20 protein-coding genes are annotated in these 16,980 nt (G+C 74.7%); 9 read left to right on the forward strand and 11 right to left on the reverse strand.

The genetic code is table 11. The features are described from left to right. Positions 1–394: alpha/beta fold hydrolase (locus tag JZ5iCDA_RS19905; protein ID WP_171905295.1), on the reverse strand; the 394-nt coding region annotated here is incomplete at its 3' end. Between the two features lie 118 nt (positions 395–512). Between JZ5iCDA_RS19905 and JZ5iCDA_RS04440 the strand changes: the two genes are divergently transcribed. From JZ5iCDA_RS04440 to JZ5iCDA_RS04455, 4 genes are all read left to right on the forward strand, one after another. Continuing rightward, complete coding sequence (locus JZ5iCDA_RS04440) at positions 513–1,109, forward strand: sigma-70 family RNA polymerase sigma factor (protein ID WP_253181949.1); 597 nt, start codon at positions 513–515, stop codon at positions 1,107–1,109. After that, positions 1,106–2,278, forward strand: a complete 1,173-nt coding sequence (locus JZ5iCDA_RS04445) for a hypothetical protein (RefSeq protein ID WP_139122952.1) — start codon at positions 1,106–1,108, stop codon at positions 2,276–2,278. Before JZ5iCDA_RS04440 ends, JZ5iCDA_RS04445 begins: the two co-directional genes overlap by 4 nt. 23 nt (positions 2,279–2,301) lie before the next feature. Continuing rightward, on the forward strand, positions 2,302–3,726 hold the full coding sequence (locus JZ5iCDA_RS04450; RefSeq protein WP_069386057.1) for a M18 family aminopeptidase: 1,425 nt from the start codon (positions 2,302–2,304) through the stop codon (positions 3,724–3,726). Between the two features lie 63 nt (positions 3,727–3,789). Continuing rightward, positions 3,790–6,258, forward strand: a complete 2,469-nt coding sequence (locus JZ5iCDA_RS04455) for a DEAD/DEAH box helicase (protein WP_069386058.1) — start codon at positions 3,790–3,792, stop codon at positions 6,256–6,258. Between the two features lie 11 nt (positions 6,259–6,269). On the opposite strand, the gene JZ5iCDA_RS04460 is transcribed toward JZ5iCDA_RS04455, so the two are convergent. The 4 genes from JZ5iCDA_RS04460 to JZ5iCDA_RS19605 all read right to left on the reverse strand — a co-directional run bounded on the left by JZ5iCDA_RS04460 (position 6,270) and on the right by JZ5iCDA_RS19605 (position 7,648). Beyond that, positions 6,270–6,665 (reverse strand): Rv3654c family TadE-like protein, encoded by a 396-nt coding sequence (locus JZ5iCDA_RS04460; RefSeq protein WP_069386059.1) that lies wholly within the window; start codon positions 6,663–6,665, stop codon positions 6,270–6,272. Next, positions 6,662–7,045, reverse strand: coding sequence for a TadE family type IV pilus minor pilin (locus JZ5iCDA_RS04465; protein WP_069386060.1), 384 nt, complete (start codon positions 7,043–7,045; stop codon positions 6,662–6,664). Before JZ5iCDA_RS04465 ends, JZ5iCDA_RS04460 begins: the two co-directional genes overlap by 4 nt. A 17-nt stretch (positions 7,046–7,062) precedes the next feature. Next, positions 7,063–7,287, reverse strand: a complete 225-nt coding sequence (locus JZ5iCDA_RS04470) for a DUF4244 domain-containing protein (RefSeq protein ID WP_083259655.1) — start codon at positions 7,285–7,287, stop codon at positions 7,063–7,065. Between the two features lie 178 nt (positions 7,288–7,465). Further along, on the reverse strand, positions 7,466–7,648 hold the full coding sequence (locus JZ5iCDA_RS19605; RefSeq protein ID WP_253181950.1) for a hypothetical protein: 183 nt from the start codon (positions 7,646–7,648) through the stop codon (positions 7,466–7,468). A gap of 35 nt (positions 7,649–7,683) precedes the next feature. On the opposite strand from JZ5iCDA_RS19605, the gene JZ5iCDA_RS04475 reads away from it, so the two are divergent. Next, complete coding sequence (locus tag JZ5iCDA_RS04475) at positions 7,684–7,929, forward strand: hypothetical protein (RefSeq protein WP_069386062.1); 246 nt, start codon at positions 7,684–7,686, stop codon at positions 7,927–7,929. Here JZ5iCDA_RS04475 and JZ5iCDA_RS04480 read toward each other — a convergent pair. Next, the gene (locus JZ5iCDA_RS04480; protein ID WP_069386063.1) at positions 7,893–8,495 is read right to left on the reverse strand and encodes a dihydrofolate reductase family protein; all 603 of its coding nucleotides are present in this window, start codon (positions 8,493–8,495) and stop codon (positions 7,893–7,895) included. The two genes, JZ5iCDA_RS04475 and JZ5iCDA_RS04480, sit on opposite strands and share 37 nt — an antisense overlap. 85 nt (positions 8,496–8,580) lie before the next feature. Beyond that, the gene (locus JZ5iCDA_RS04485; RefSeq protein WP_069386076.1) at positions 8,581–9,192 is read right to left on the reverse strand and encodes a nitroreductase family protein; all 612 of its coding nucleotides are present in this window, start codon (positions 9,190–9,192) and stop codon (positions 8,581–8,583) included. A 71-nt stretch (positions 9,193–9,263) separates the two neighbouring features. Between JZ5iCDA_RS04485 and JZ5iCDA_RS04490 the strand changes: the two genes are divergently transcribed. The 3 genes from JZ5iCDA_RS04490 to JZ5iCDA_RS18285 all read left to right on the forward strand — a co-directional run bounded on the left by JZ5iCDA_RS04490 (position 9,264) and on the right by JZ5iCDA_RS18285 (position 10,993). Next, positions 9,264–10,052, forward strand: coding sequence for a hypothetical protein (locus tag JZ5iCDA_RS04490; RefSeq protein ID WP_069386064.1), 789 nt, complete (start codon positions 9,264–9,266; stop codon positions 10,050–10,052). Between the two features lie 100 nt (positions 10,053–10,152). Continuing rightward, positions 10,153–10,275, forward strand: a complete 123-nt coding sequence (locus JZ5iCDA_RS19610) for a transposase (RefSeq protein WP_253181952.1) — start codon at positions 10,153–10,155, stop codon at positions 10,273–10,275. After that, positions 10,250–10,993 (forward strand): IS5 family transposase, encoded by a 744-nt coding sequence (locus tag JZ5iCDA_RS18285; RefSeq protein ID WP_253181951.1) that lies wholly within the window; start codon positions 10,250–10,252, stop codon positions 10,991–10,993. Before JZ5iCDA_RS19610 ends, JZ5iCDA_RS18285 begins: the two co-directional genes overlap by 26 nt. Here JZ5iCDA_RS18285 and JZ5iCDA_RS04505 read toward each other — a convergent pair. From JZ5iCDA_RS04505 to JZ5iCDA_RS04515, 3 genes are all read right to left on the reverse strand, one after another. After that, a complete protein-coding gene (locus tag JZ5iCDA_RS04505) occupies positions 10,990–11,469 on the reverse strand; it encodes an AAA family ATPase (RefSeq protein ID WP_216093401.1) in 480 nt (159 codons plus the stop codon). The two genes, JZ5iCDA_RS18285 and JZ5iCDA_RS04505, sit on opposite strands and share 4 nt — an antisense overlap. A gap of 62 nt (positions 11,470–11,531) precedes the next feature. Next, positions 11,532–14,507 (reverse strand): FAD-binding and (Fe-S)-binding domain-containing protein, encoded by a 2,976-nt coding sequence (locus JZ5iCDA_RS04510; protein WP_069386079.1) that lies wholly within the window; start codon positions 14,505–14,507, stop codon positions 11,532–11,534. A 194-nt stretch (positions 14,508–14,701) separates the two neighbouring features. After that, positions 14,702–14,938, reverse strand: a complete 237-nt coding sequence (locus tag JZ5iCDA_RS04515) for a DUF3072 domain-containing protein (protein ID WP_069386080.1) — start codon at positions 14,936–14,938, stop codon at positions 14,702–14,704. Between the two features lie 182 nt (positions 14,939–15,120). On the opposite strand from JZ5iCDA_RS04515, the gene JZ5iCDA_RS04520 reads away from it, so the two are divergent. Then, the gene (locus JZ5iCDA_RS04520) at positions 15,121–16,161 is read left to right on the forward strand and encodes an NAD-dependent epimerase/dehydratase family protein (protein WP_069386065.1); all 1,041 of its coding nucleotides are present in this window, start codon (positions 15,121–15,123) and stop codon (positions 16,159–16,161) included. Positions 16,162–16,281: 120 nt separating this feature from the next. Here JZ5iCDA_RS04520 and JZ5iCDA_RS04525 read toward each other — a convergent pair whose 3' ends face one another. After that, positions 16,282–16,725 (reverse strand): OsmC family peroxiredoxin, encoded by a 444-nt coding sequence (locus JZ5iCDA_RS04525; protein WP_069386066.1) that lies wholly within the window; start codon positions 16,723–16,725, stop codon positions 16,282–16,284. Positions 16,726–16,980: the final 255 nt, after the last annotated feature.

A 16,980-nucleotide genomic window follows, 5' to 3' on the forward strand; every position in this document is an offset into this window, starting at 1 on the left:
GCGCGGGCCCCGCCGGGGCGAGGACGCGGCCGAGCGCACCGGCCGCCGCCGTGCCGGCTCGCGCGAGCGGCGTGTCGGGGTGCAGCGCGGGGACGTGCGGCTCGAACGGGCTCTCGGGGTCGAGCAGCACGAGCCGCACCACCTCCTCCGGGTGGAGGAGGGCCCACTCGAGCGCGGCGAGACCGCCCGACGAGTGCCCGACGAGCACGACCTGGGACGAGCCGTCGACGCCGAGCGCGTCGCGGACCGTGTCGACCGGGTCGGTGACCGGGGTGCGCCACGCGTCGAGGACGCGGGCGGCGCCGTCGGGGGCGATCGCCCGGGCGAGCGGGTCGAAGTCCTCCGGAGCCAGCGCGAGCCCGGGGAGGACAACAACGCATCCGACCCGACCCATCTCTGTGACTGTAGTGATCGGCGGATCTTGGTGCCGTACAACGTTTCCCGCGATCCGTTCGTCATGTCGGACGAGAGCACGACATGCACCGCACCATGAACAGCCCACGAGGAGTGCCGTGAGACCACCCGTCCGCCGAGCCATCGGCGAGAACGACGACGACCCGCTCGGTGACCTGGTCCGCGACCGCGGGACGGCACTCGTCGGGTACGCGTACCTGCTGACGGGAGACCGGGCGGCAGCGGAGGACCTGTCGCAGGAGGCGGTCGTCCGGGTCTTCGTGCGCCACCGCACACGTCGCTGGCCGGACTCTCCCGAGGCGTACGTGCGTCGGGTCATCCTGTCGCTGTACGTGGACGGGTACCGCAGAAGCCAGAGGTGGCGGTCGATCCGGCACCTCGTCACTACACCGACGCAGGACGACGTGCTCGCGACCGATGCGCACGACGTCGCCACCGACCTCCGCACGGCCCTGGCGGCCCTCGCGCCCCGCGAACGCGCCTGTGTGGTCCTGCGCTATTACGACGACCTCACCGTTCCTCAGGTCGCCGACCGCCTGGGGCTGGCCGCCGGGACCGTGAAGCGCTACCTCCACAACGCGGTGAGCAAGCTCGAGACGCTTCTTGGCCCCCTCGACGACCCGACGGACGACCTGGACGACCGCGTCACCGTCGTGATCAGGTCCGCACCCGATCTCAGGAAGGCCGACTCATGACCCGACTCGACGATATGCTGCGCGCACTCGCCGACTCGCCCGCGCGCGACGGCAGAGTGCTGCCGCTCGAGGACCTGCGCCAGCGGGTACGACGCGGTCGTCGTGCTCGCAACGCCGCCCTCTCCGGTCTGGCCGCAGCGGTCCTCGGCGTCGGCGCGCTCGGGCTGGTGACGGTGGTGCCCGCGTTCTCGGACGGTCCCGTCCCGGCGGCCTCGTCGGAGACACCGGCCGTGGTGACTCCCCTCGTCGGGAGCACGGTGGCCTGCGGCACGACGGAGTCGCACCTCGCCGCGACGACGACTCTCCGGCTCACCGGACCCGACGGCACGCTGCCCGTGCTGCGGGACGAACCCGGACATCTCGGAGCCCTCGAGCTGACCAACCAGGACGACGCGCCGTTCATCGCCGCGTCGAACGGTCATGCGCGGACGGTACTCGTGTCCGAGGGGCGAGTCGTCGCCGCACCTGTGGTCGAGGTCGGCCCGTTCCACGGGATCGACCTCGACCCCGGCGAGAGCCAGGCCATCGGCGTGACGCCGCCGGGGCCTTGCGACGACGGGCGCCTCGCACCGGGGACGTACACGGGCTACTACGTCCTCGAGGTCGACGCGGTCCCGTCCTCCGCAGACCTGCAGGGCTGGGACGGCACGACTGGAACGCCCACGACCGTCGTCAGCACGCCCTTCGAGGTCACCGTCGGGACGTCGCTCTCCGACCTCGGCGCCTGGCAGTGCGGTGACAGGGCCCCCACCAACGCGCTCCTCACGAGCGCGCTGAGACTCGGCGCCTCGACTGACGGCGGACCGCTCTCTCTCTTCGTGACCAACATGACCGGCTCGACGGTGCGCGCAAGCACCAGCGGCTACGCCGGCCTCGTCCTCGTGCGCGACGGTGTCGTCGTCGCCCGGACGATAGCCCATCCCGACCCCGGGCCGCTCGAGCTTGTGCTCGATGACGCCCAGTCGACAGCACCGGTCTCGACGTCTCCACCCGACTGGTGCCCCGGGATCGACCCGGACGAGGACCCGTCCCGGTACGTCGCGTACGGCACGCTCGACTGGCAGCCGTCGGCGGGAACCTCGACGGAGGACGTGAGCGGCGGTCCCTGGTCGGTCGGTCCGGAGGACCTCGCCCAGGTAGCCCCGTGGTCCGTCGTGACGTCCTGGTAAGAACGGGTGCCAAACTGTCCGTCATGCCCCCGCCGACGCCCGACGCCCTCACGCACGCCCACGACCTCGCGACGTTCGTCGAGGCGTCGCCCTCGTCCTTCCACGCCGCGCGCGAGGTCGCGCGCCGCCTCGAGGAGGCGGGCTTCGAGCGGCTCGACGAGACGGCCGCCTGGCCGCGGGGCGCGGGCGGGACCGAGAACGCGGGAGGGCGCTACGTCGTCGTGCGCGACGGCGCGGTGATCGCCTGGGTCGTGCCGCCCGGTGCGACCACGACGACGCCGTACGCGATCCTCGGCGCGCACACCGACTCCCCCGGCTTCAAGCTCAAGCCCCGGCCGAGCGTCGTCCGCGAGGGCTGGTGGCAGGCCGGCGTCGAGGTCTACGGCGGACCGCTGCTCAACTCGTGGCTCGACCGCGAGCTCGAGCTCGCCGGGCGCGTCGTCACGGGCGACGGCACGCGGCCCGGTGACGTCCGCCTCGTGCGGACCGGGCCGCTGCTGCGCATCCCGCAGCTCGCGATCCACCTCGACCGCCAGGTGAACGAGGGCATGGCGCTCGACAAGCAGCAGCACACGCAGCCCGTGTGGGGCCTCGCGTCCGCGGCGGGCGCGGCCGCGTCCGACTCGGCCGCGGACGGCGACCGGGACGAGCGGACCGCCGGTGCGGACGTCCTCGCCGAGCTCGCGCACCACGCGGGCGTACGGGCGAGCGAGATCACGGGCTACGACGTCGTCGTCGCGGACACGCAGGCGCCGCGCGTCTTCGGCGCGCGCGACGCGTTCCTCGCGTCGGGCCGCCTCGACAACCTCGTCTCGGTGCACGCCGGGCTCACGGCCCTGCTCGAGGTGGCGGGCGAGGTGTCCGGCGCGTCGGGCGCGGCGACCGGGGCGCCGGCCGGCGCCCCGGCGGCGATCCCCGTCCTCGCCGCGTTCGACCACGAGGAGATCGGTTCGGAGTCGCGGTCCGGCGCGTCGGGGCCGTTCCTCGCCGACGTCCTCGCGCGGATCGACGCGATGCTCGGCGGCGGCGAGGAGGAGCGCCACCGGCGGCTCGCCGCGTCGCTGTGCGTGTCGAGCGACGTCGGGCACTCCGTCCACCCGAACTACCCCGAGCGCCACGACCCGGCGGTCCGCCCGCTCGCGGGCGGCGGGCCAATCCTCAAGATCAACGCGAACCAGCGGTACACGACCGACGCGCACGGCGCGGCCGCGTGGGCGCGGGCGTGCGCGGCGGCCGGCGTGCCGACGCAGGAGTTCGTCTCGCGCAACACGGTCCCCTGCGGGTCGACGATCGGGCCGCTCACCGCGACGCGCCTCGGCATCCGGACGGTCGACGTCGGCGTGCCGATCCTGTCGATGCACTCCGCGCGCGAGCTCACGGCGGTCGTGGACCCGTGGTACCTCGCGCGCGCCGTCACCGAGGTGTTCCGGGGCGCCGGCGTGCGCTGAGGCCCACGTCCGACGCGGTCCGGCGCCGCCGGAGGGTCGGTGCGGGGTGGGAGACTCGATGCCGTGCCCGACGCTCCCGCCCCGCCGACGAACGCGCTGCTCGACGTGCTCGTCGCGGGCGGCCGTCGCGCCGACCGCCTCACGCACGTGCGGGAGCTGCCGGCGCGCGAGGGCGTGCAGGGCGACTGGCCGTCGTGGGCGGACGCGTCGCTCGTCGCCGGGTACCGCGCGCTCGGCGTGCAGCGCCCGTGGGTGCACCAGGTGGTCGCCGCCGACGCCGCGTGGTCGGGCCGGCACGTCGCGCTCGCGACGTCGACCGGGTCGGGCAAGTCGCTCGCGTTCTGGCTGCCGGCGCTGACGTCGGTGCGCGCCGACGCGGCGCGGCGCGCGCTCGACCCCGGGCGCATCGAGTCCGTGACCCGCCGCGGCTCGGTGCTCTACCTCTCGCCGACCAAGGCCCTTGCGGCCGACCAGCTCGCCGGCCTGCAGCGGCTGCTCGACGCCGCCGGCACGCGCGACGTGCGCGTCGCGACGTGCGACGGCGACACCTCGCCGGACGAGCGGCGGTGGGTGCGCGAGCACGCCGACGTCGTGCTGACCAACCCCGACTTCCTGCACTTCGCCCTCCTGCCGAACCACCGCCGGTGGTCGCGGCTGCTGCGCGACCTGCGCTACGTCGTCGTGGACGAGGGCCACGCGTACCGCGGCGTGTTCGGCGCGCACGTCTCGCTCGTGCTGCGGCGCCTGCGCCGGCTCGCCGCGCACTACGCGCGCGAGGGCGACCCGGCCCCGACGTTCGTGGTGGCGTCCGCGACGACGGCCGACCCGGCCGTCAGCGCCGCGCGGCTCGTGGGCGTCGAGCCCGACGGGGTCGTCACCGTCGCGGCGGACTCCTCGCCGTCGGGCCACCGCACGTTCGCGCTGTGGGAGCCCCCCGTCGTCGGCGGGTTCGAGACGACGCACCCGGACGACCCGACGGTCCCGACCGCGACGGACGAGGCTCCCGAGCACCCCCGCCGGAGCGCGACGGCCGAGGCGGCCGACCTCCTCGCGGACCTCGTGCTCGCCGGCGCCCGCACGCTCGCGTTCACGCGCTCGCGGCGCGGCGCCGAGTCCGTCGCGGTGCAGACGCAGGACTACCTGCGCCCTGTGGACGCCGGCCTCGCGCGGCGCGTCGCCGCCTACCGCGGCGGCTACCTGCCCGAGGAGCGTCGTGAGCTCGAGGAGGCCGTGCGGTCGGGCGCCGTGCGCGCCCTCGCGACGACGAACGCGCTCGAGCTGGGCGTCGACATCTCCGGCCTGGACGCGGTGCTCGTCGCGGGTTGGCCGGGCACGCGCATGTCGGTGTGGCAGCAGGCGGGCCGCGCCGGGCGTGCGGGCGCGGACGGTCTCGTCGCGTTCGTCGCGCGCGAGGACCCGCTCGACACCTACCTCGTGCACCACCCGGAGGCGATCTTCGACGCACCGCTCGAGGCGACCGTCTTCGACCCCGCCAATCCGTACGTGCTCGCGCCGCACCTGTGCGCGGCCGCCGCGGAGATCCCGCTGCGGACGCCGGACCTGGCCGCGTTCGGCGACCCTGCCGCCGTCACGGACCTGCTCGGGGTGCTCGTGGCGCGCGGTGCGCTGCGGCGCCGGTCGTCGGGCTGGTACTGGACGCACGCGCAGCCCGCCGCCGGCATGACCGACCTGCGCGGCTCGGGCGGGTCGCCAGTCCGCGTGGCCGAGGCCAGCACGGGGCGGCTGCTCGGGACCGTGGACGCCGCGTCGGCCGACGGGTCCGTGCACGACGGCGCGGTGTACGTCCACCAGGGCTCCACCTACGTCGTGGACCACCTCGACCTCGCCGACGGCGTCGCGCTCGTGCGGCGCACCGACGTGGACTACGGCACGTGGTCGCGGTCCGTGACGTCGATCGAGATCGCCGACGAGCCGGGGCCGGGCGACGCCGCGGCGGGGCGCGAGGTCGTCGAGCGGCGCTGGGGTCCCATCGGCTGGGGCTACGGCCCCGTCGACGTCAGCTCGCAGGTGATCAGCTTCCAGCGCCGCCGTCTGCCGGACCTGCAGATCCTCGGCACCGAGAACCTCGACCTCCCGGAGCGCACGCTGCCGACGATGGCCGTGTGGTGGACCGTGCCGCAGTCCGTCCTCGACGAGGCGGGCGTCGACGCCGACCAGGCCCCCGGTGCCCTCCACGCGGCCGAGCACGCCTCGATCGGCCTGCTCCCCCTGCTCGCGACGTGCGACCGCTGGGACCTCGGCGGCGTCTCGACCGACCTGCACGCCGACACCGGGGAGGCGACGGTGTTCGTCTACGACGCCTACCCGGGCGGGGCGGGCTTCGCCGAGCGGGGGTACGAGCTCGGTGCGACGTGGCTGCGCGCCACGCGCGACGCGATCGCGCGCTGCCCGTGCCACGACGGCTGCCCCGCGTGCGTGCAGTCCCCGAAGTGCGGCTCGTACAACGCGCCGCTCGACAAGGACGCGGCCGTGCGCCTGCTCGACGCGGTCCTCGCGCACGCACCCGACTGACCCGCCCGGCGTCACCGTCCGGACTGCCTCGTGCGCGGGGCGGGTCCGGCGCGCGCCGCGGCCGTCGCCTCGCCGAGCGCGACGTCGAGCACCTCCACCACCGGCCCTGCCGTGACGTCGACGCGAACACTGCCCTCCCCTGCTTCGGCGCACCCGGTGACGCGCACGTCGTTGCGTGCCGCCGTCTCGTGCGCACGCCCGCAGGCGTCCCAGCCGTCGCGCAGCGCCGACGCCGCCGCGAGCGCCGCGAGGTCCGCGCCCGCCTGTGCGCGGCCCCGGAGGGCCTGCGCCTGCGCGAGCGAGCCGAGGGCGACAAGCACGACGACGAGGCCGGCGACGATCCCGAGGACGAGGACCGACCCCGCGCCCCGCTCCCCGTCGTGCGGGACGCGCGACACGGACGTCACGGCTCGACCCGCGCGACGGCGTGACCGTCCGCCCGCAACGGGGCGGACGACAGCCAGCCGCCGACCACCGGCGTGCTCACGGTGACCTCGACCCACGGGTCGCCGCGCCGGACGCTCACGCGTGCGCCCTCCCCGGCGACGTGCTGCGCCGTCGACCGCACGACGGCGTCGTCCTCGCCGATCGCCGCAGCCCGGGCGCCCGCCCTCGCCGCGTCCGCGGAGCGCATCTGGGCGCCCGCGGCCGCGGCGAGGGTGAGCACGGCGACGAGGACGAGCACGACGGCCGGCAGCGCGACGGCGAGCTCGGCCGTGACCGCGCCCCGCTCGCCGTCGGTGGTGGCGGTCCGCCACCCACGGCGTGCCGCGCGTCCGGGCCGCACCCGTTCCCGCCCCACGGTCAGCCCAGCGACAGCGCGCTGCGCACGACGCCGACGAGCATCTCGCGCACCTCGCCGCTCTTGAGCACGACGATGAGCAGCCCGGCGAAGCCGGCGGCCGCCACCGTCGCGATGGCGTACTCGGCGGTCGCGAGCCCGGCCTCGCCGCCCCGCGGATCGTCCTGCCCCGTCAGTCGCGCGAGCGCGCGACGCGCGTGCACCGTCATGGTCCCTGCCTTCCTCATGGGTCCTCTCCTTCCTGCCGGCCCGCGGTCGCGGGCGGTGCGCCCACTCTGGTCGCGGAGCGCCGCGGCGTGCCGGGACGGGTCGAGGACTCGTGGACGGGACCGTCCCGGCACCGTCCTGTGGACGGCGAAGAACCACGACTGCGTGCGCCGGCACGCAGTCACGCGGGGCGCGTCGTCAGCCGAGGAGGCCGGAGCCGAGCGAGAGCAGGACGGGCAGCAGCCCGACGAGGACGAACGCCGGCAGGAAGCACGCGCCCAGCGGCAGCACGAGCTGGACGCCGCCACCGCTCCGGCACGAACCTGCTCGTCCTCGACCCGCCGTGGTCCTCGCCGTCGAGCACGGGGTTGATGTCGTCATCCGCGTCAGAACGGCACGAAGGTCGTGCTCGGCACGTGTTCCGGTTCCGGTTCGGGGTCGACAGCCTCGCCGCGCACCTCGCCGAGGCCGAGCGGGCCGGGGCGCGGTCCGTCGTCGTGCAGCGGCCGGGCACGGCGACCGACCTGGACACGGTCGACGACTGGGGCGAGCTGCCCGCGCAGGTGCGGGCCGCCGTCGGGCGGCACGTGCCCGCCCTGCACGGCCCGGACGCCGCACCGCCCGGTCAGTCTGCACCGTCGGGCCCGGGCAGCACGCGGTAGGTCGCGGTCAGGGCACCGCGCGGCGAGACCGTGGCGCCGGAGACCTCGAGGTCGGCGGGCACGCCGTCGAACAGGCGCAGCCCGCCGCCGAGGACGACGGGGACCGTCGTGAGCAGGTAGGCGTCGACGAGCCGTGCCGCCGCGAGCGCGTGGACGAGCCGGATGCTGCCCAGCACGACGATCTCGCCGTCGACGTCGCGCTTGAGCGCCGTGACGGACGCGACGAGGTCGTCGCCGAGGCGCTGGGACGCCGGGTGCGGCAGCGGGTCGGTCGAACGGGTGGCGACGTGCTTCGGCGTCGAGCGGAGGACGTCCGCGAAGGGGTTGGGTTCCGGCGTGGTGAGCCAGTGGCCGACGAGGTCGTCGTACGTGCGGCGCCCGAGGAGGAAGGCCGACGTCTCGCCGCCGCCGCTCATCGCCGCCTGGGCCGCCTCGGGATCCCGCGCGAACCACGTGCTCGCCCACCCGCCGCGGTCGAAGCCGTCGCGCGTGTCCTCGTCCGGTCGTCCCGGCGACTGCGCGACCCCGTCGAGCGAGACGTTCTCCACCACCAGCAGCGTGCCCATGCGGTCCTCCTCGTCCGGCGGCCAGGTCCCCGGCCGGTCGACGTGTGGACGCGACGGCGCGCCGGAACTCATCGGCCGACTGCGCTCACCCCTGCCAGCGGCCCCGGTGCACGACGTCGTCGAGGGGCTTGCGGGCCCGACGGCGCGCGGAGCCGCTCGGCCCCGCGTCACCCGGGTGGCCGAGCGCGACGACACCGGTCGGCGCGTACTCGTCCGGGACGCCGAACGCCTCGCGCAGACGCGGCACCTCGCCCGGCTGCACCCCGAAGAAGCACGCCCCGAGCCCTTCGTCGACGGCCGTCTGCAGCATGAGCAGCGCGGCCATGCCGGCGTCGACGTGCCAGTACGGCACCGCCCAACGGTTCTCGTCGCGGTCCGCCCAGCCCTTGTCGCGCTCGGCGTAGCGCCGCAGGTACGCGTCCTTGGACGTGAGGACGACGACGAGCACCGGCGCCGTGCGCATGCTGGCGAGCCAGCCGCTCATGTCGCGGTCGGAGTCCGCCGGGGTCGTCGCCTCCCAGAAGCGCGCGACGTCGTCCGGCTCGGTGAGCACGACGAACGCCCAGCCCTGGGTGAAGCCCGCGCTGGGAGCGCGCACCGCGTTGCGCAGCACGCGCTCGACCGACGCCGGGTCGACGGGCTCGGACGTGAACCGGCGGACCATGCGGCGCCGGCGCACGACGTCCTGGAGCTCCATGCGCGCCATCGTGCCAGGTCGGCCCAGCTGCCGGGCGACGTCCTGGACGGCCGACCGACTAGGGTAGGCCGATGTCCCCCGACGACGGGCTGCAGCGCGGCGGTTCCGCAACGACAGACGCGACGACCACGACCGCACCGGCCGACCCGCCCGTGTCGCCCGCTGCGCGGCCGAGGCCGGCCGTGCGCCGCACCGCCGTGCGCGGCGTGCTCCTCTCGCTCGCCGTCGCGGCGGCGTTCGTCGGGCTCGACCTCGCCTACCGCCTCGGCGGCGGGCCGGCCGACGACCCGACGTCGCGCCTCAAGATGGACGAGGACGGCTCGTACGCGGAGATCGTCGCGTGGGTCGCGATGGTGCTCGCCGCCGTGCTCCTGGCCCAGCGGGCTCTCGCCCTGCCGCGCGCCGCCGTCCTCGGGGCGTGGGCCGCGATGCTGCTCGTCGTGACCGCGGACGACGCGCTGATGATCCACGAGACCGCGGGCGGCGCGGTCGCCCGCGGCCTCGGCTGGACGGGGGCGCTCGGCCTCGACGCGCAGGGCTGGGGCGAGCTCGCCGTCTGGGCGGTGATCGGCGCCGTCGTCGGCACCGCGCTGCTCCTGACGTTCCTGCGCAGCGGCCGGCTCGCACGGCGCACGTCCGGGTACCTCCTCGCGTGCGTCGGCGTGCTGGGCGTGGGCGCGGTCGGCGTCGACATGATCGCGGTCGTCGCCGAGCCGTACGTCGACGGGACGCTGAGCTGGCTGATCGCCGCGGCGGAGTCCGGCGTCGAGCTGCTAGCGGCGGGCCTGTTCCTCACCGTGGCCGTGTGCCTGCTCGTCGCGACGCGTGCCGCGCCCGGCGCGGGTGCGCGGGTGGCCTAGGGCGTGTTGATCAAGAGGTCTGGGCTTATGGTCGGGGACTCTCGAGGGTGTGACGCGTCAGGAGATTTCGGATGAGGTATGGGCTGTCCTGGAGCCGTTGATGCCGGTGCCGGCCGGGCGTTCCCGGCCGTGGACCGATCATCGTCTCGCGGTTGAGGGCATGGCGTGGAAGTACCGCACCGGCGCGACCTGGCGGGATGTTCCGGAGCGGTTCGGGAAGTGAAACTCGATCTACAAGCGGTTCGCTCGCTGGGCTGAGGACGGCACCTGGGACAAGTTGCTCGCAGAGGTTCAGAAGCAGTCGGACGCGGCAGGCAAGCTCGACTGGGTGGTCTCGATCGACTCGACGATCGCGCGCGTGCATCAGCACGGCGCGACCCTCCGCCGCGACACAGGGGGCTCTGTCGAATCACAAGAATCCGCGGGAAGAGCCGCCTGATCACAGAATCGGCCGATCCCGAGGCGGTCTGACGAGCAAGGTCCGTCTCGCCTGCGACGGCCGCGGACGTCCGCTGAACTGGGTGATCAGCGGCGGGAACATCAACGACACCACGATGATGACCGCCACGCTCGAGCAGATCCGCGTCCCCCGCGCGACCGGCCGTCCGCGGCAGCGTCCGGACCGGGTGCTCGCCGACAAGGGCTACCCGCCCAAGAAGAACCGCGCGTGGCTGCGCGAGCGGAGGATCGCCGCGACGATCCCCGAGCGCGAAGACCAGATCGCGCACCGCCGCAGGAAGCCCGGCCGGGCCATCGACTTCGGGGAAGCACAGCAGGAGCGATACAAGGGCCGCAACGTCGTCGAGCGGTGCTTCAACAAGCTCAAGCAATGGCGCGGCATCGCGATGCGCTCAGACAAGACCGCTCGCGCCTACCGCGCCGCGATCGCTCTCGCCGCCACGCTGATCTGGATCGAGACCGACTTGGTCCGAGCGGGTTAGCGCACCACCTCGAGCGGTCCCTCGTCAGGCGTCGGCGGCTCGAACCGCCCGAAGTACTCGGTCGCCGTCTGCTCGGTGAGCGGCCAATCGTCCGCCTGCCTGCCGTGTCGGTCACCAACCCGGCTCAGGATGGTCCTAAGACTCGTCGCGATGTAAACGGTCTCCGGCACAATGCCGTGGGGCGCGAGCAGCGCGCGGTATTCGTCGCGTTGTCGCCGGAACCAGAATCCGAAATCGAGCACGACATCGTCCCCCGCCGTGACGTGACTCAGCAGCCGTGCTTTCAGGTCTGCTGCCACTTCGGCCACCACCTCGGCGGACGGCATCGTCGTGATTCCGCGATCCCAGAACTCCACCTCGAACGACAGACGTGTCCAGCCTTCGCGCTCCAGGCGCTTGGCGTAGGTGGTCTTGCCGGCACCACCTGGCCCGCACATCATGACCACGCGGGGTCGTCCTGTTTTGTTCACTGCCACCGGACCAAAGTTGCGCTCCGCTCATCGTCCACCTGAACCAGATCGGACTTGATCCACACGCCCTAGAGCCGCTCGGCGAGCAGCTCGACGAGCGCCTTGCCCTGCTTCCCGGCGAGCTGGTCGGCCTGGGTGCGGCACGAGAATCCGTCCGCGAGGTAGACCGTGCCCTCCTCGGCCTCGCGCAGCGCGGGCAGCAGCGCGTTCTCCGCGACCGCGACCGACGTCTCGTAGTGCCCCTTCTGCATGCCGAAGTTGCCGGCGAGGCCGCAGCACCCGGCGAGGACCGTGATGTGGGCGCCGGCGGCGCGCAGGAGGCGCTCGTCGGCGGCGAAGCCCATGACCGAGTGGTGGTGGCAGTGCGGCTGCACGACGGCGGTCACGTCCGACAGGTCGGGCAGGCGCCACCCGGAGTCCTTGCCCGGGGCGGTGTCCACGGACGTGAGCAGCTCGGCCAGCGTGCGCGTCGCCTTCGAGACGGCGTGCGCGCGCGGGTCGTCCGGGAAGAGGTCGACGAGGTCGGAGCGGAGCACGCCGGTGCACGACGGCTCGAGCCCCATGATCGGGATGCCGTTCACGGCGTACGGGCCGAGCACGGACAGCAGCTTCTCGAGCCGGCGGCGCGCGCCGTCGAGCTGGCCCGTGCTGATCCACGTGAGGCCGCAGCACACGTCCTGGTCGGGCACCACGACGTCGTACCCGGCGGCGGTGAGGACCTGCACCGCGGCCTGCGGGACCGACGGCGACAGGGTGTCGCTGAAGGAGTCGGTCCACAGCACGACCTTCGGGCGCTCGCTGCGCGAGGGGTGCCCGGGGCGCTGCCCGACGGCGAGCCCGGGGACGCCCTGCGTCGCACCGCCGCGCCGCCACCACGTGCGGAACGGCACCTCGGCGAACCGCGGCACCTCGCGCCGGGTGTCCATGCCGCCCGCCCACAGCACGGCCTTGGCGAGCGGGCGGAACGACAGCACCTTGTTCGCCAGGCGCGGCATGCCCGTGGCGAGGCGCGCCCAGACCGGCAGCCAGCCGAGCGAGTAGTGGTCCACCGGGCGCAGGCGCCCGCGGTACGTCCGGTGCAGCACCTCGGACTTGTACTGCGCCATGTCGACGCCCGCCGGGCAGTCGCTCGAGCACGCCTTGCACGACAGGCACAGGTCGAGCGACTCGTGCACCTCGGGCGCGGTGAGGCCGCCCACGAGCGTGCCGTTCACCGCCTCCTGGAGCACTCGCGCGCGTCCGCGCGTGACGTCCTTCTCGTCCTTCGTCGCCTGGTACGACGGGCACATGAAGCCGCCGGCCGCGCTCGTGTCCGCGCGGCACTTGCCCACGCCGACGCAGCGGTGGACGGCCTGCGTGATGTCGCCGTGGTCGTGCGCGAACGAGAACCCCTGGTAGCCGGCCCGGCGGGAGATCCGCGAGATCCTCGCGGGCGTCGTGCCCGCCGGCCTGCCGGCGACCGCCGGGGCGTCGACGCGGGACAGCGCGGGGTGCGCGTGCGGGCGGCGCAGGTCGTCGTCGACCGCGCGCGGGCGTACGACGACGCCCGGGTTCATGACGTCGGCCGGGTCGAACAGCGCCTTGAAACGCTCCATGAGCGCGATCGCCTCGGCGCTGTACATCACGGGCAGCAGCTCCGAGCGCGCCCGGCCGTCGCCGTGCTCACCGGACAGCGAGCCGCCGTGGGTCGCCACGAGCTCGGCCGCCTCGAGCATGAAGTCGCGCAGCACCGCGCCCGACGACTCGAGCGGCAGGTCGATGCGCAGGTGCACGCACCCGTCGCCGAAGTGCCCGTACGGCAGGCCGTCGACGCCGTAGCGCTCCATGAGCGCGTCGAGGTCGCGCAGGTAGTCCCCGAGCCGCTCCGGCGGGACCGCGGAGTCCTCCCAGCCCGGCCACGCCTGCTCGCCCGACGGCGTGCGTCCGGCGAGGCCGGCGCCGTCGGCACGGATCTGCCACATCTTCGTCGCCTCGGGGCCAGCGGGCAGGATCAGCGTGGACTCGCTGCCCGACGCCGCGACGATCGCCTCGGCGTTCGCCATCGCCTCCTCGGGCGTCGCCCCGCCGACCTCGACCATGAGCCAGCCCGCGCCGGGCGGCAGCGGGGGCACGGACGCGTCGCCCTTCGCGCGGCGCACGACGTCGACGAGGCGCGCGTCGAGACCCTCGACAGCGAGCGGGTTCAGGCCGAGGAACGTCGGGACGTCGTCGGCCGCGGACGGCATGTCGGGGTAGCCGAGCACGACGAGCGTCGGCTTCGACGGCACCGGCACGAGCCGCACGGTCGCGTTGAGGATGGTGACGAGCGTGCCCTCGGTCCCGACGAGCGCCTTCGCGAGGTCCGAGCCGTTCTCCGGCAGCAGGTGCTCGAGCGAGTAGCCCGAGACCTGGCGGCCGAAGCGGCCGAACTCCGTGCGGATGAGGGCGAGGTTCTCGCGGACCAGCTCCGCGAGGCCGGGCACGGCGGCGAACGTCGGGTCGCCCGCGCTCGCGACGAACCGCCGTCCCGCGCCGTCCACGACGTCGAGCGCCAGCACGTTGTCCGCCGTCCGCCCGTACGCGACGGCGTGCGGACCGCACGCGTTGTTGCCGATCATGCCGCCGAGCGTCGCGCGGTTCTGCGTCGACGGGTCGGGGCCGAACCGCAGCCCGTGCGGCGCGGCCGCCTGCTGCAGCGCCGACATGACGACGCCCGGCTCGACGACGGCCGTGCGCGCCTCCGGGTCGACGTCGAGCACGCGGTTCACGTGCTGGGCGAAGTCGAGCACGACACCGGGGCCGACGGAGTTGCCCGCCACCGACGTGCCGGCGCCGCGCGCCGTGATCGGCACCTCGAGCTCGCGCGCCACGTCGAGCGCCGCGACCGCGTCCGTCGTGTCCTGCGGGTACACCACGACCTCGGGCACGACGCGGTAGTTCGACGCGTCGGTCGAGTACTCCGCGCGGCGGCGCGAGGAGGTGTCGACGGCGCCGCGCGTCACCGTGCGCAGCGCCTCCGCGAGCGCCACGCGCGCGGCGTCGGCGGCCTCCCGTGCCTCGCGCACGGCGGCGGCGTGGGACGCGGACGCACCGTCTCCGGGTCGTGCGTCCGGTGTCGAGGTGTCGGTGTCAGCGGCCACGGGCCGATTGTCGCACCCGCTCCTGCGCGGTCGCCGGGGCGTCCGGGACGGGGACCCGCGACGCCCCGGCGGTACCGGCGTCAGGAGCCGGCGTAGGTACCGGCGTCAGGAGCCGGGCGTCAGGCGTCGGGCTCCTCGCCGACGCGCGGGCTGCTGCCCTGGAGCTCGTCGATGAGGCGCGAGGCGTCGGCCTTGGTCAGGTCCTGCGGGACCTCGCGCCCGGCCTCGCGCGCCAGCGTCTGCAGGTAGCTGAGCTGCGCGCCCGTGGCGGGCTCGTCGCCCGTCGTCCAGTCCTGCGGGTCCTTGACGGTCCCGGCCTCCTGGCCCTCGGAAGGGCCCGTCTGCTCGGTGCTCATGCACTCCTCCTCGGTGTGGCGTGCCGTCACGCTACGTCGGTCCGCCGACGGTCGCAGGGCTCGCGCGCCTCCGGTGACCGCCGCCCGCCGTGCCGGTCGCCGTGGCGCCGCCCGAGCGAACCGTCCCCGCGCGGGCTAGCGTCGGCACAGGCAGGCAGGACGAGCGGAACGGGAGGCAGCGCATGCGCGTGGTGGTCGTCGGGGCGAGCGGGAACGTCGGGACGGCCGTGCTGCGCCGGCTCGCGGACGAGCCGACCGTGACGTCGGTCGTGGGCGTGGCGCGCCGCGTACCGCGCGCCGACGGGTCGAGCACCGTGCGCTTCCCCCACGACCGGGCGACGTGGCGGTACGCGGACGTCGCCGCGCCAGACGCGGACGAGCGGCTCGACGCCGCGTTCGCCGGCGCCGACGTCGTCGTGCACCTCGCGTGGGCGATCCAGCCGAGCCACCAGCGCGAGTACCTGCGGCGGGTCAACGTCGAGGGCACGCGGCGCGTCGCCGAGGCCGCGATCCGCGCGGGCGTGCAGCACCTCGTCGTCGCGTCCTCGGTGGGCGCCTACTCCCCCGCCCCGTACGGCGAGCGGCGCGACGAGCCCGTCTCCGAGGCGTGGCCGGCCGACGGGGTGCCCGGCTCGTCGTACGCCGAGGACAAGGCGGCGGTGGAGTCCCTCCTCGACGAGGTCGACCGCGACACGGGGCTCGTCGTCTCGCGCGTGCGCTCCGCGCTCGTCTTCCAGCGCGACGCCGCCTCGGAGATCACGCGGTACTTCCTCGGCCCGTTCGGCACGCCCGTCGTGCGCCGCGCGCCGCTGCCCCTCGTGACGCTCCCGGACGGGCTGCGCCTGCAGGTGGTCCACGCCGACGACCTCGCCGACGCGTACGTGCGGATCGTCGTCGGCCGCCACCCCGGGCCGTTCAACATCGCCCACCCGCGGGTGCTGACCGCGCAGGACGTCGCGGACGTCGTGGCGGGCGGTTCGCTGCGGACCGTGCCCTTCGGGACGGCGCGCACCGCCGTCGCCGCGGGGTGGCGCGCGCGCGTCGTCCCGGTCGGCGAGGGCTGGCTCGACATGGCGATGCGCGTGCCCGTGCTCGACGAGACGCTCGCGCGCGAGCTGCTGCGGTGGTCGCCCGCCCACGACGCGAAGGACACGCTCGCGGAGCTGGTCGACGGGATCCGCGACGGCGCGGGCGCCTCGACCCCGCCGCTGAAGCCGCGCTGACGCCGCGCTGACCGCGGTCGGGCCGCCGCCGGGCTCGACCGGCGTACGGACGACGGAAGCCCCGGCTCCCGACCGGCTGTCGCCGGCGGGAGGCCGGGGCCTCGTCGCGCCTCGGGAGCCTCAGCTCTCGAGGGCCGCGTCCAGCGTGATCGTCGGCACGCTCGCGAGCGCCTTGGAGACCGGGCAGGTCTTCTTCGCCTCCTCGGCGGCCTCGAGGAAGCCGGCCTCGTCGATGCCCTCGACCTCGCCGCGGACGGTCAGCGCGATCGTCGTGATCTGCAGACCGCCGGCGGGGTCCGGCTCGACCGTGACGTCGGCCGTCACCTCGAGCGCGACCGGCGTGGCGCCCGCCTTGCCGAGCAGCCCGGAGAACTGCATCGCGTAGCAGGAGGAGTGCGCGGCGGCGACGAGCTCCTCGGGGCTCGTGACGCCCCCGGCGTCCTCGGCGGTGCGGCGCGGGAAGGAGACGTCGTACGTGCCGACCTTCGAGCTCGACAGCTCGACCTGGCCCTGGCCGTCCTGGAGGCCGCCGTTCCAGGCGGTGCGTGCGGTACGAGTAGCCATGCGAGAGCTCCTTCGACGTCGGGTCCCCGGGCGCGCGCCCGGGCTCCAGACGACCGTAGCGCGGCGCGACGACGGCCGTCGCGAAACAGGACCGTAACGATGCTGTCCCTGGGCAACCGGCCAGGTCGGAGGTTACGGTTCCACGGGGGCGTCGTTCGACCTGTTCACGGACCCCAGGGAAGGAACCGACCCGAACCTTCACCAGATCCGGTCCCACCGGGGAAATGAGTGTCGATGAAGCACCGTTCTCTACCA

The sequence above is a fragment of the Cellulosimicrobium cellulans genome (assembly GCF_001722485.1).
GTDB lineage: Bacteria > Actinomycetota > Actinomycetes > Actinomycetales > Cellulomonadaceae > Cellulosimicrobium > Cellulosimicrobium cellulans_A.